Here is a 12,685-nt window from a genome sequence, read left to right on the forward strand (position 1 = left end):
AGGCCCCTGGGAGAGTAGGACGTAGCCACGTAATCTTTTTTTATTTTTTGAAAAATAAAAAATAGTATTTTAATAAGATTGTTAATAAAATATTATATATTTATTGCTACTATGTAAAAATATAATATTAAAACGATGAAAAGCTTATATATTAAAATGATTAATAATCATAACTCTCTAATTGAGGAGAGTTATTTTTTTTTGAAAATTTCAAAAAAATCACTTATTTATTAATAAATTTAAAAATAAAAGTAAAAAGCCGTTTAATTAGTGTTATAATAAACAAGACACTAAAAAAAATACTATTTACTTTAATTTTGAAAATAAAAATGATATTATTATAGGAAAGTGGGAAAATAATTCTTTATGAAAGAAAATATTTACCTTAGATTTATATAGTGGAGTCTAATATTTTTAGATAAGATTAAAAGTGATATTATCAATATAAGAATAAATAAGGAGGATAATCTGATGACTAAAAAGTTTAATAAAATACTTGTAGCTAACAGAGGTGAAATAGCTATAAGAATATTTAGAGCATGTTCAGAACTTGGAATAAAAAGTGTAGGTATATACAGTAAAGAAGATAAATATGGATTATTCAGAACTAAAGCTGACGAATCTTACTTAATAGGAGAAGGAAAAGGTCCTATAGATGCATATCTTGATATAGATGGAATAATAGCTTTAGCTAAAAGAAAGAAAGTAGATGCTATACATCCTGGATATGGATTCTTAGCTGAAAATGCAGAATTTGCTAGAAAATGTGAAGAAAATGGAATAACATTCATAGGTCCATCTTCAGAAATAATGGATCTTATGGGAGATAAAATAAACTCTAAAAAAATAGCTCACGAGGTAAATGTGCAGACTATACCTGGTGTAGAAAAAGCTATAAAATCTACAGCTGAAGCTAAAGAAGTTGCAGCTCAGATAGGTTATCCAGTAATGATAAAAGCTTCTAACGGTGGTGGCGGTAGAGGTATGAGAATCGTTCATCGTGAAGAAGACTTAGAATTAGAATATGAAACAGCTTGTAGTGAATCAAGAAAAGCATTTGGTGAAGATATAATATTCATAGAAAAATATATAGAAGATCCAAAACATATAGAAGTACAGATATTAGGTGACCAGTATGGAAACTTAGTACATCTTTATGAAAGAGACTGCTCTGTTCAGAGAAGACATCAGAAAATAATAGAATACGCACCAGCATTCTCTTTAAGTGAAAAAACTAGACAGGAAATATGTGCTGATGCAGTAAAACTTGCTAAACACGTTGGATACTCAAGTGCTGGTACATTAGAATTCCTTGTTGATAAACATGGAAACCACTACTTCATAGAAATGAACACAAGAATACAGGTTGAACACACTGTATCTGAAATGGTAACAGGAATAGACATAGTTCAGAGCCAGATACTAGTTGCAGAAGGCTACTCTTTAGATAGCCCTGAAATAGACATAAAATCTCAGGATGACGTACAGCTTAGAGGATACTCTATACAGTGCCGTGTTACTACTGAAGATCCTAAAAACAACTTCATGCCTGACACAGGAAAAATACAGGTATACAGAACTGGTTCAGGATTTGGTATAAGACTTGATGGTGGAAATGGATTTACAGGTGCAAACATAAGCCCATACTACGACAGCTTACTTGTTAAAACAATTTCTTATGATAGAACATTCAAAGGAGCTATAAACAAAACTCTAAGATCTATAAAAGAAATGAGAGTTAGAGGGGTTAAAACAAATGTAGGATTCCTTGTAAACGTACTTAACAACCCTCAATTTGAAAAAGGTTTATGCTCAACTAAATTCATAGATGAAAACCCAGAACTATTCGATATACAGGAAAGTAAAGACAGAGGAACTAAACTATTACAGTACATAGGAAACGTAATAGTAAATGAAAATAAATGTGCAGAAAAACCAAGATTCGATGCATTACATGAACCAGACTTATCAAGAGAAGTTCCTATAATAGAAGGAAGTAAAGTTAAATTTGAAAGACTTGGTAAAAAAGCATACATAGAAGGAATAGCAAACGATAAAAAAGTATTATTAACTGATACAACTATGCGTGATGCTCATCAGTCATTACTAGCTACTAGATTTAGAACTAATGACTTCTTAAACGTAGCAGAAGCAACTGATAAATATCAGAAAGACTTATTCTCACTTGAAATGTGGGGTGGAGCTACATACGACGTTGCATATAGATTCCTAAAAGAATCTCCATGGAAAAGACTTCAGAAATTAAGAGGAGCTATACCAGATATAAACTTCCAGATGTTACTAAGAGCTTCTAACGCTGTTGGATACAAAAACTATCCAGACAATGTAATAGAAGAATTCATAAAAGCATCTGCAAGAGAAGGAATAGACGTATTTAGAATATTCGACTCACTAAACTGGGTAGAAAACATGAAACCATCTATAACAACAGCTTTAGAAACTGGAAAAATAGTAGAAGGTACAATGTGCTACACAGGAGATATATTAGATAAGAGCAAATCTAAATATAACCTAGAATACTACATAAAAATGGCCAAAGAATTAGAAGCATTAGGTTCTGACATAATAGCAATAAAAGACATGTCAGGTCTATTAAAACCTTATGCTGCATACACTCTAGTAAAAGAACTTAAAAAAGAAGTAAAAGCTCCTATACACCTACATACTCACGACACAAGTGGAAACGGTGTTGCACTTTGCTTAATGGCAGCAGAAGCAGGAGTAGACATAATAGACTGTGCATTAGAATCAATGGCAGGATTAACAAGTCAGCCTTCTCTAAATGCTATAGTTGAAGCATTAAAACACACAGAAAGAGACACAGGAATAGACTTATACGGATATGATCAGCTTGGAAGATACTACAAAGACTTAAGAAAAGTATACAAAAGATTTGAATCAGACCTTACAAACTCTTGTGCAGAAATATACAACTTCGAAATACCAGGTGGACAGTACACTAACTTAAAACCTCAGGCAGACAGCTTAGGATTAGTAGGTAGATTCGATGAAGTAAAAGAAAACTACAAAGTTGCAAATGAAATAGTTGGTGACATAATAAAAGTTACTCCATCATCAAAAGTAGTTGGGGACTTAGCAATATTCATGTCTAAAAACAACTTAACAAAAGAAAACATATACGAAGAAGGAAAACACCTTGCATTCCCAGACTCAGTAGTTGACTACTGCAAAGGTATGATAGGACAGCCAGAAGGTGGAGTACCAAAAGAATTATCAGAAGTAGTACTAAAAGGTGAAGAAGCTATAACTGTAAGACCAGGTTCACTTCTACCAGCAGAAGATTTCGATGCTATAAAACAGCACTTAAAAGAAAAATTCGAACTAAAAGAAGTAACAGACCTTCAGGCGATAAGCTACGCATTATATCCAAAAGTATATGAAGAATACTTAGAACATATCAATGAATACAATGAAATATCTAAACTAGAAAGTGACGTATTCTTCTACGGATTAAACAAAAATGAAGAATGTGAAGTTGAAATAGAAGAAGGTAAAAACCTAACTATAAGACTTACTGATATAGGTGACGTTAAAGAAGATGGATTCAGAACAGTTGACTTTGAATTAAATGGAATGATGAGATCTGTTGAAATCAAAGATAACAACTTCTCAGGAGCTATAAACCATGTTGAAAAAGCTGATATGGGAGATCCACTTCAGATAGGTGCAAGTATACCAGGTAAAGTGGTTAAACTTCTTGTAAAAGAAGGAGACGAAGTAACTAAGAACCAGCCATTAATAGTAATAGAAGCTATGAAAATGGAAACTAACATAGTTGCTAAAACTGATGGTGTAATAAAATCTATCAAAGTTGCAGACGGTGACATGGTAGTAGACAAACAGTTACTTATGATAATGAAAGAAACAGAATAAATTAATAAAAGCAATACATCTAGGGAATAAGTTATTAAACTTATTCCTTATTTTTTACATTTATAAAATAAAAAATAGTATATTATTAATTAGAATCTCAATAAAATATTTTAAAACATAATTATTAAAAAGTGATATAATTTAGTTAGTAAAATTATTTATAGAAAAGAGGAAATAGATATGAATTATTCAGTTGTTTATGCAACATCTACAGGAAATACAAAATTATTAGCAGATAATGTGGAAGAAGTACTAGGTTCAGAATGTGTTTATTTTGGACAGCCAGATGAAAAAGCCAAAAAATCAGATGTAATATTTATAGGATTTTGGACAGATAAGGGAACTTGTAACGAAGAAATAAAAGACTTTATATCAGAATTAAAAGATAAAAAAGTATTCATATTTGGATCAGCTGGAGCTGGAGATGAAGACTATCTAAACATGGTAATAAACAATGTAAAAAAAGAAATAAATAAAAGCTGTGAAGTAATCGGTGAATTTATGTGCCAGGGTAAAATGCAGCAAGGTGTTAAAGCTAGATATGAAAAAATGTTAGCTGAAAAACCAGGTGACGAACAAATACTAAGTTTAATTAAAAACTTTGAAGAAGCTTTAAATCACCCAAATGAAGACGATTTAACTAGACTTAAAAATAAAGTAAAAGAAGTCGTTGAGAAATAGAAAAATTATCATAAAAAGACAAAAAATTAGTTGAGAAAAATATTTTTCGAAAAAGTTAAAAAATTTTCAAAATAAAAGAGGAAAACGTATTTATATATAGAATTTAATACATTGTAGAGTTGTTCTTCGGCTCTAAACAAATTGCAAATTATTTTATTAATTTAAAAAAATTACTATTCTCAAAGGTGGGTGTTCATATGAAAGTATATGATAGCAAAATGATAAGAAATGTAGCAATATTAGGTCACAGTGGATGTGGGAAAACAAATCTTATAGAAACAATATCTCACGTAGCAAATGAAAAAAAAATACCTAAACTTACTGCAAAAGCAAATATGACTTATAGTATGGGTCTTATCCCAATAGAATACGACGACTATAAATTCAATTTACTGGACACTCCAGGTTATTCTGATTTCAGTGGTGATGTTATATCAGCTTTAAAAGTATGTGATTTAGCTGTTATAGTAATAGATGCAACAGATCCATTACAGGTAGGAACTGAAAAAGCAATAGAGCTTACTGAAGGAATACCAAAACTAATGTTTATAAATAAAATAGATAATGAAAAAGCTAGATATAAAGACGTTATAGAAATGCTAAACGGAAAATTCGCTCATAAAATAATAGCTATGATAAGCCCAATATACAAAGACAAAAAATTCTGCGGACTACACAATGTTTTTGAAAATGTAGATGACTTAGAAGGCGAATTCAAAGAACAGGCAATAAGCATGAAAGAAGCTCTTATGGAATTAATAGCTGAAACTGACGATGAAACTTTAGAAAAATACTTCAGTGGAGAAGAATTAACGAAAGAAGAAATACAGAAAGGTATAATCATAGGAGTTCATAAAGGTGACATAATACCAGTTATATCTGGATCAACTATAAATAACGTAGGAACAAAAGAAATAATAGAAACTATATCAAACTATATAGAACCTACATATCTTGACAATGAAAGTCCATTCAAAGGACAGGTATTCAAAACTGTAGTAGACCCATTCGTAGGAAAAATGTCTTACATAAAAATAGTTCAGGGTACAGTTAAGAAAGAAACAGAAGTATACAACCTAAACAGAGAAGTAAAAGATAAATTAGCAAATATATACTCTATAAACGGAAGCGAACTTATAGAACTTGAATCAGCAAAAGCAGGAGATATAATAATAGTTGCTAAATCTCCAACATTAAAAACAGGAGATACTATCTCTACTTGCAAAGATGAAATACCAGAAGATGAAATAAACTTCCCTAAACCACAGATATACTATGCTGTTAGTCCTAAAAACAAAAACGACGACGAAAAAGTTGGTACAATATTAGCTAAACTAACAGAAGAAGATCCAACACTTCACTTCTATAGAAATGCTGAAACAAAACAGGCTCTTCTAGGTGGACAGGGTGAACTTCATCTAAAAACAATAATAAACAAAATGAAAGACAAATTTGGTACAGAAGTAGAACTTAGCGACCTTAAAGTTGCATATAGAGAAACAATAAAAGGTAAATCAGATGTTCAAGGAAAACATAAAAAACAATCTGGTGGACATGGACAGTACGGAGATGTAAAAATCAGATTTGAAAGATGTGAAAATGAATTTGAATTTGATGAAGAAATATTCGGTGGTTCAGTTCCAAAACAGTACATACCAGCAGTTGAAAAAGGATTAAAAGAAAGTATGGCAAAAGGTATACTAGCTGGATACCCAGTAAGTAACATAAAAGCTACTCTTTACGATGGTTCTTATCACGATGTTGACTCTTCTGAAATGGCATTCAAAATGGCAGCTTCTATAGCATTCAAAAAAGGTATGGAAGAAGCACAGCCAGTACTTCTTGAACCAATCATGAAACTTTCTATAACAATACCAGATGAATACATGGGAGATGTTATGGGAGATATAAACAAGAGAAGAGGTAAAATACTAGGTATGGAACCTACTGACAATGGAAAACAGTTATTAATAGCTGAAGCTCCTCAGGCGGAAACATTCAAATATGCAATAGATTTAAGAGCTATGACTCAGGGTAGAGGATACTTTGAAATGGAATTTGCTAGATATGCAGAAGTTCCTAACCAGATAGCTGAAAAAATAGTTGCAGCAGCTAAAAAATAAATTTATTTGAACAAAAAACTTAGAGTTTAACATAATATTTTAAGATATTGTCCTATATATGTGATAAAATTATATAGGACAATATTTTTTTGTAAAAATATAGAAGAAGGAAATTTATAATGGCAAAAATAAAAACAAAATACGTATGTCAGTCATGTGGATACGAAAATCCAAAATGGCTTGGAAAATGTCCAGAATGTATGAAGTGGAACACATTTGTGGAGGAAATAGAAGATAAAAGTTCAAAAAGTAATCATAGAGAAACTTTTGTAATAGATAAATCATCACAGAAACCTGTAAACATAAACTCAATAACAATAAAACATGAAGAAAGATTCTCTAGTGGAATAAATGAGTTAAACAGAGTATTAGGTGGTGGAATAGTTAGAGGATCACTTGTACTTGTAGGTGGAGACCCTGGGATTGGTAAATCAACACTACTTTTACAAGTATCTGAAAGTGTTGCACAGTCAGGAAAGAAAGTGCTATATATATCTGGAGAAGAATCAGAATCTCAGATAAAAATGAGAGCCGAAAGATTAAATGCGAAATCAGAAAATCTGTATATAATGGCAGAAAACAACTTAAACATAATAGAACATAACTTAGAAGGATTTGACCCAGATCTTATAATATTGGACTCAATTCAGACTGTATTTACACCGGATATAGCTTCGGCACCGGGTACAGTTAGCCAGATAAAAGAGGGTACTTCTAGATTTATGAGAATTTCTAAAAAAATGGGAATATCTACATTTGTCGTTGGACATGTAACAAAAGAAGGATCTTTAGCAGGTCCAAAGATAATGGAGCACATGGTCGATACAGTACTTTACTTTGAAGGGGAGAGATATAATACATACAGACTTATAAGAGCTGTAAAAAACAGATTTGGTTCTACAAATGAACTAGGTGTATTTGAAATGAGTGAAAAAGGGCTACAAGAGCTTGAAAACCCATCAAAAGCGCTTATCTCAGAAAAACCAGAAAACGCATCTGGATCAGTAATAGTATCGACTGTAGAGGGTACAAGACCGATGTTACTAGAGCTTCAGGCACTTGTATCGCCGACTAGCTTTGGTATACCTAGAAGAACAGCTACAGGAATAGATTTTAATAGGGTAAATTTACTACTTGCGGTGCTTGAAAAAAGAGCTGGAATGCAGATACAAAATCAAGACGTATACTTAAACATAGTAGGTGGAATAAAGATAAATGAGCCATCTATGGATTTAGGTGTTATACTAGCAGTTGCATCTGGATTTAGAAACATACCGATAAGCGGAGAAGTTGCTGTTACTGGAGAAGTTGGACTTACTGGAGAAATAAGGGGAGTAAGCTACATTGAAAAAAGAATATCTGAATGCAGAAAATTAGGCTTCAAAAAAATAATAATTCCAAAATCTAATTATGAAGCTGTAAAAGATGTAAAAGGTATAGAAATATGGCCAGTTGAAAATGTAAGACAGGCTATAAATATGGTATTGAGGGGAGAGTAGTTAGTACATGGATGTATATGTAACAGATAAAACAATGAGAAAAGAAGTACTTAAAATGATATCTCCAGGGACTCCTCTTAGACAAGGACTAGATAATGTCCTAAAGGCTAAAACAGGAGGACTTATAGTAATAGCAAATGATGAAAGTGTTATGAATTTAGTAGACGGTGGATTTGCTATACACGTTGAATATACTCCGTCATATCTTTATGAACTTGCAAAAATGGACGGTGCAATAGTGTTAAATTCTGATGTAGATGAGATATTATACGCAAACACGCAACTAATTCCAGATTATTCTATAAAAACATCAGAAACAGGTACTAGACATAGAACTGCTGAGAGGGTTGCAAAACAGACTAAAGCTATTGTAATTGCAATATCACAGAGAAGAAATGTAATATCTGTCTATAAAGGGGATCAGAAGTATGTAGTTGAAGACATATCAAAAATATTCACTAAGGCAAATCAGGCACTTCAAACTCTTGAAAAATATAAATCTGTATTAGACCAAGCAGTTGCGAGCTTAAACACGCTTGAATTCAATGGTTTTGTAACTATATACGACGTAGCGTTAGTATTACAAAAAATTGAAATGGTAATGAGGGTTACTGATATAATAGAAAGTTATTTACTAGAATTAGGAGTCGAAGGTGCACTTATAAAAATGCAGCTTGAAGAACTTATGGGTAGTACAAGAGAAGACCGGGAGCTAGTATTAAAAGACTATGGAACACAGGTAGCTTCTAGTGAATTTAAGGAAAAATTAGCAAACCTTACAGAAGATGAACTACTAGACCTTACAAATATAGCTAGACTGCTTGGCTATACAGGCGTATCGGAAAATATGGATATGCCTATAAAAACAAAAGGTTATAGAGTACTTAATAAGATTCACAGATTACCTAGAACAATAATAGAAAACTTAGTCAATTATTTTGATAATTTCCAAGATATACTAGGTGCTTCAATAGAAGAGTTAGACGAGGTAGAAGGAATAGGAGAAATAAGAGCTACTTACATAAGAAATGGGCTTGTAAAAATGAAACAGCTAGCATTATTGGATAGACATATTTAAAACCTGAGGAATAAAAATGCAATTATACAATTTATATAAAAAAATGATATAATAGACTAAGTTGGGGAAAAATGTGGCAAAATTGGTGAAATTTTGGTGAAGTTTGCTAATTTTGTTGTACATAAGTTAAAATTTAGTCTATAATAATAAAATATAATAGGGGAGGTGATACATTGATTAAGAAGATAGTAAGATTTTTAATTGGTGGATTAGGTTTAATCGTAGGTTCTTCTACTTACGTATCAGTAACACAGAATTTTAAAGTATTAACATATAACAATAAAACATACGAAGCAGTAGCAGCTGTAGTAGCAGGTTTAGTATTAGGAATCATATTTTATTTAATAGAGCCTTGGGTTATGAACAAAATTAGAAAAATAGCTAGGGCCGCAGAAAAAGAAATATCAAGATACCCTCAGGTTGATATACTACTTGGATCTGTAGGTCTTATAGTTGGTTTTGTAATAGCCTATCTTGTAAGTGGACTTATAAACTCTATACCTATAGTAGGTAAAGCAATATCAGTACTTGTATACTTAGTACTGGGATACTTAGGAGTTAGAATAGCTCTTAAGAGTAAAAATGACCTTGCCAATTTTGGTAAATTAAACAAAAGATTAGCAGTTTCTCTTGCTAAAGAAAAAGAGCAAGAAAAAGAATGTGAAAAATTAAAAGAAGAAGTCAAAGATTGTGGTGCAGCAATTCCTCCAAAAGTATTAGACACAAGTGTAATAATAGATGGAAGAATAGCAGATATATGCCAGACAGGCTTTATAGAAGGTAAACTAATAATACCAGCATTCGTACTAGAGGAGCTTAGACACATAGCCGACTCTGCTGATGACTTAAAAAGAGTAAGAGGTAGAAGAGGACTAGATATATTAAACATAATCCAGAAGGAATTAAATATAGAAGTTGAAATAAGCGAACAGGATTTCCCAGAAATAGCTGAAGTAGATAGTAAATTATTAAAACTAGCTCAGGTATTAGGTGGAAAAGTTGTTACAAATGACTTCAATTTAAACAAAGTTGCCCAGTTCCAGGGCGTTGAGGTTCTAAATATAAACGAGCTTGCAAATGCTGTTAAACCAGTTGCTATACCAGGTGAAGATATGGTAGTACAGGTTGTTAAAGAAGGTAAAGAAGCTCAGCAGGGTATAGCATACCTTGATGACGGTACTATGATAGTTGTAGACGGTGGTAAAAAATACATGGGTCAGACTATAAAAGTACTAGTAACATCTGTTCTTCAGACACCAGCAGGTAGAATGATATTTGCAAAACCTAAGAATTAATTGTAAAATAAAAAATGATAGTGTAAAGTTGCTTAGGCTACTTTCAAAATAGAGAAAATAAAAATTAGAAAGGAATTAGTGAAATGAACAATAATGAATTAAAAGCTATTGCAAAAGAAGTAAGAATTGACATTATTAAGTCAGTTTCAGAAGCAAAATCAGGTCATCCAGGAGGATCATTATCAGCAGCAGATATACTAACAGTATTATACTTTGATGCTATGAATATAGACCCTTCTAACCCAAAATGGGAAGACAGAGATAGATTCGTTCTTTCTAAAGGTCATGGTGCACCAGCTTTATATGCAGTATTAGCTGAAAGAGGATACTTCCCTAAAGAAGAATTACTAAAACTTAGAAAATTTGGTGCTATGCTTCAGGGACATCCTGATATGAAAAAAACTCCAGGTGTTGATATGTCAACAGGTTCTTTAGGACAGGGATTATCAGCAGCAAACGGAATGGCTTTAGCAGCTAAATTAGATGGTAAAGACTACAATGTTTACGCTCTTCTTGGAGATGGAGAAGTTCAGGAAGGTATGATATGGGAAGCTGCAATGAGTGCTGCTCACTACAAATTAGATAACATAATAGCTTTCTTAGACCACAATGGTTTACAGATAGATGGTTCTAATGATGAAGTTATGAGCCTTGGAAAAATAGCTAAAAAATTCGATGCATTCGGATGGAATGTAATATCTATAGACGGACATGATTTCGATCAGATAAAAAAAGCTATAGAAATGGCTAAAGAAGAAGAAGGAAGACCTTCTATAGTTATATGTGAAACAGTAAAAGGTAAAGGAGTTTCATTCATGGAAGACCAGGCTGGATGGCATGGTAAAGCTCCAAACGCTGAAGAAACAGCTAAAGCATTAGAAGACTTAGAAGGAGGACTTAAATAATGGAAAGTATAGCAACTAGAGAGGCTTATGGAAAAACACTAGTAGAATTAGTTGAAAATAAAGATATAGTAGTTCTTGATGCAGACTTAGCAGGAGCTACAAAAACTGCAATGTTCAAAAAAGCATGCCCAGAAAGATTCTTCGATATGGGTATAGCAGAAGGTGATATGATGGGTACAGCAGCAGGTCTTGCAGTATCTGGAAAAATACCTTTCGCAAGTACTTTTGCAATATTCGCAGCAGGTAGAGGATTTGAACAGATAAGAAACTCTATATGCTACCCAAATATAAATGTTAAAATAGCTGCTACTCATGCAGGTGTTACAGTTGGGGAAGACGGAGGAAGTCACCAGGCAATAGAAGATATTTCACTAATGAGAAGTTTACCAAACATGGTAGTATTAAACCCAGCAGATGCTGTTGAAGCTAGACAGATGGTATTAGCTGCAGCTGAATACGTTGGACCAATGTACTTAAGATTTGGTAGAGCTGCTACTCCAGTTATACATGACGAATCATACAAATTCGAATTAGGAAAAGGTGAAGTAGTTAAAGAAGGTAAAGATGTATCTATAATAGCTACAGGTATAATGGTTGCTAAAGCATTAGAAGCTGCTGAAACTTTAAAAGCAGATGGAATAGATGCAGAAGTAATAAACATATCTACAATAAAACCTTTAGACAACGAACTTGTTTTAGCATCAGCTAAGAAAACAGGAAAAGTTGTTACAGCTGAAGAACACAGTATAATAGGTGGATTAGGTTCTGCAGTATGTGAATTATTAGCAGAAGAACATCCAGTTAAAGTAACTAGAATAGGTGTTAAAGACGTATTTGGACAGTCAGGATCACCAGCTGCATTACTAGAACACTACGGACTAACTGCAGCAGACATAGTTAAAGCTTGTAAATAATTTAAAATAGAGAGACTCAAAAAGAGAAACAATTCGATGCTCCAGGCGGCAAGCCGATTGTCGCTATCGAATTTGTTTCTCTTTTTTTCATCTACATTTTTAAATATATTTACATTGAGATAATGCAAAGGGAAGTTTTTAAAATGAGATGGATGATAAGAAAATAGGAAGAATATTAATGTTCATGGCTTCGACATGTGCAAAAGCGGAGCTTTTTAGAGGTTGCACATGTCTGCAGATAATCACTATTAATATTTTTCCTATTTTCTTATCTG

At 32.5% G+C, this 12,685-nt stretch carries 8 protein-coding genes; all 8 read left to right on the plus strand.

Translation table 11 applies throughout. The features are described 5' to 3' along the window. Positions 1 to 471: 471 nt before the first annotated feature. The 8 genes from DWX74_RS07700 (at position 472) to DWX74_RS07735 (ending at position 12,410) form a co-directional block, all read left to right on the plus strand. Positions 472 to 3,915: a pyruvate carboxylase gene (locus tag DWX74_RS07700; RefSeq protein WP_118549459.1), complete on the plus strand. Its 3,444-nt coding sequence runs from the start codon at positions 472 to 474 to the stop codon at positions 3,913 to 3,915. A 180-nt stretch (positions 3,916 to 4,095) separates the two neighbouring features. Then, positions 4,096 to 4,596, plus strand: coding sequence for a flavodoxin family protein BilS (gene bilS / locus DWX74_RS07705; RefSeq protein WP_118549460.1), 501 nt, complete (start codon positions 4,096 to 4,098; stop codon positions 4,594 to 4,596). A 197-nt stretch (positions 4,597 to 4,793) separates the two neighbouring features. Beyond that, positions 4,794 to 6,719 (plus strand): elongation factor G, encoded by a 1,926-nt coding sequence (locus DWX74_RS07710; protein ID WP_118549461.1) that lies wholly within the window; start codon positions 4,794 to 4,796, stop codon positions 6,717 to 6,719. A gap of 119 nt (positions 6,720 to 6,838) precedes the next feature. Next, positions 6,839 to 8,218, plus strand: a complete 1,380-nt coding sequence (gene radA, locus DWX74_RS07715; RefSeq protein ID WP_118549462.1) for a DNA repair protein RadA — start codon at positions 6,839 to 6,841, stop codon at positions 8,216 to 8,218. A gap of 7 nt (positions 8,219 to 8,225) precedes the next feature. Further along, entirely contained in the window at positions 8,226 to 9,296 is a 1,071-nt protein-coding gene (gene disA / locus DWX74_RS07720; RefSeq protein ID WP_199647620.1) for a DNA integrity scanning diadenylate cyclase DisA, read from the plus strand. A 173-nt stretch (positions 9,297 to 9,469) separates the two neighbouring features. Continuing rightward, positions 9,470 to 10,591 (plus strand): PIN/TRAM domain-containing protein, encoded by a 1,122-nt coding sequence (locus tag DWX74_RS07725; protein ID WP_118549463.1) that lies wholly within the window; start codon positions 9,470 to 9,472, stop codon positions 10,589 to 10,591. 83 nt (positions 10,592 to 10,674) lie between these two features. Then, positions 10,675 to 11,496, plus strand: coding sequence for a transketolase (locus DWX74_RS07730; RefSeq protein ID WP_006440463.1), 822 nt, complete (start codon positions 10,675 to 10,677; stop codon positions 11,494 to 11,496). Continuing rightward, positions 11,496 to 12,410 (plus strand): transketolase family protein, encoded by a 915-nt coding sequence (locus DWX74_RS07735; RefSeq protein WP_118549464.1) that lies wholly within the window; start codon positions 11,496 to 11,498, stop codon positions 12,408 to 12,410. The genes DWX74_RS07730 and DWX74_RS07735 overlap by 1 nt, the downstream gene beginning before the upstream one ends. Positions 12,411 to 12,685 lie beyond the last annotated feature (275 nt).

It is taken from the genome of Peptoclostridium sp. AF21-18 (genome assembly GCF_003478825.1).
Classification (GTDB): Bacteria; Bacillota; Clostridia; order Peptostreptococcales; family Peptostreptococcaceae; genus Peptacetobacter.